Source organism: Paenisporosarcina sp. P5_A11, assembly GCF_056400705.1.
In genome coordinates, this window is sequence record NZ_JBFUKT010000314.1 from 1 (window position 1) to 1,876 (window position 1,876).

Sequence of the window (1,876 nt, forward strand, 5' to 3'; positions counted from 1 at the left end):
CATTGATTGGATTAACCCCTACCACTTTGATCAAGAAATGCTTCTTAGTCACAGCAGTAGGGGAATTCATTAGAGTACTATGAAATAAAATACAGTTTACTGAATACCCAACTCGTTCAAAATACTTTCTAATGTCTTACCATCTTGGTTCTCTTTTGGAGCTGGAGGATTTTCTACATAGTTGTTTTGTAATAGGTAATTCTGTTGAACAAAGCCGATGTCTTCGCATCAACCGTACCAGCAAAGTTAATGTCGGAAGCACGGTTGTCCGTTTTCAAAGATTTTCGAATATCAATCGAGTCCAATACATCAATGACGTTGTCTTGGTTTACATCACCAGCTGTAATATAAATAGGATTGACATAATGATTCCTACCAAAAAGTTTTCCTTTTTATTCAAATCCAATATTTTGTTTGCTCTGCACCTCAAAGTGACCAGGTACCTTGAGCTCTAAAATATATGGAACCTCGCTTAAAGGAAGCTTTTCTACTTTGTAATCTGCTCTTTCTTTTATTAAAGAACTAGCATCAAAAGTAAATCCAGACATGTAATTCATCTAGAGCCAATCTGTAGTTTGTACATGAGAAGTTGTCAACATATCTAATTGGCTCTAGAATAGTTGTTTCAATGTGTACAATAGAACTGGTCTGCTTATTTTTTCGGCTCAAGACCAATTGCACGCAAGAAATCTTCTAATCCTTTGTTTCCTAATTTTTCTTTTGGTTTCTTATTTTTAGGTACATCCGGGCCAACTTTCAAGAAGTTCTTTTCGATAAAGCGAATATCCACTTCGCCCACAATGCCATCCTGGTTAATATCTGCCTTTTTATTTTCCTTGCCGTAAAAGGCGACTGCCTGTATGACATCATTAATATCAATCATCGCGTCCTGATTCACATCGCCGGCTACTGCAACGGGTTGGGCACCTTGTTTTTGTATATACACACCCATGTCTTCGCCCCAAGGTGTTTTCAAACCAAGCGTCAGTTTCTGAATGCTCTTCAGATGTCCAGGTGCTTCAACGACAATATCGATATCGATTGGATCTTTCGATACAGGAATATAGATATCTACAAAACCTTTTTTGTCAATCGTTCCTTGCACTTTTGTCCCGTCTTTCAATTGCCCGTATGCTTTTGCTCCTATGATGGAATAATCCATCTTAAAGTTTCCATAGAACGCTTCAAGATGGGTAAAAGATATCACATGAGAGCTCTTTGGTACGATCTTAATATCGTTAATATTGTTGAATGATTGGATGACAACCGGGTCTTGCTCACCGTATTGTGTATACGTGAATGGAACGGTATTCTCTTGGACGTTAAACGTGTAACCTAAGATGGTGCCTAAATCGTCATTGAACAGTTTAAATGTCACATCAAGGAATGGCGTATCACCGCTGATTCCTTTGAAATCTTCACCGCCACTGATATGAGCACCCGCATTCACCATTTTATTGTTAACTGGATAATTAGGGTCATTTTTCACGATTGGCTCATCAATGGTTACTGTTAATCCTTTTTCATCCGCATACTTCTGGAATTCTGGGTTCACTTTTACGCTTTGGAACTGAAAGAGCCAATCATAGAATCCAACATCGTAGTTTCCAGCCATCAAGTCTTTTACGTTGTTTAAATTCAACGTCATCGTGACTGTATCGTTTAAATATATTTTTTGCTTATCGTAAGTTGGTAACACATAAGGTGTCCCTTTTTTGACGAATGCATAGGAAACCATATCAGTAAACATGTRCCCATTTCTCGCCTTATCGTTTGGGAATAGTCTGAGCGTTGCTGGACCATTCTCAATATCAGATTGTTCAAGTCCGATTTTTGTATCCCCATTTGCATCAAGTGGGAAATCGCCGTTATAAAC

General features: G+C 38.2%; 1 protein-coding gene and 1 pseudogene. Both read right to left on the reverse strand.

Features of this window, described 5'->3' with window-relative positions; genetic code table 11:
• Window positions 1-392: 392 nt before the first annotated feature.
• Entirely contained in the window at window positions 393-548 is a 156-nt protein-coding gene (locus tag AC1DOS_RS19815; protein WP_477538867.1) for a hypothetical protein, read from the reverse strand.
• 104 nt (window positions 549-652) lie between these two features.
• Window positions 653-1,876, reverse strand: a pseudogene (locus AC1DOS_RS19820) (S8 family serine peptidase); the annotation flags it as partial.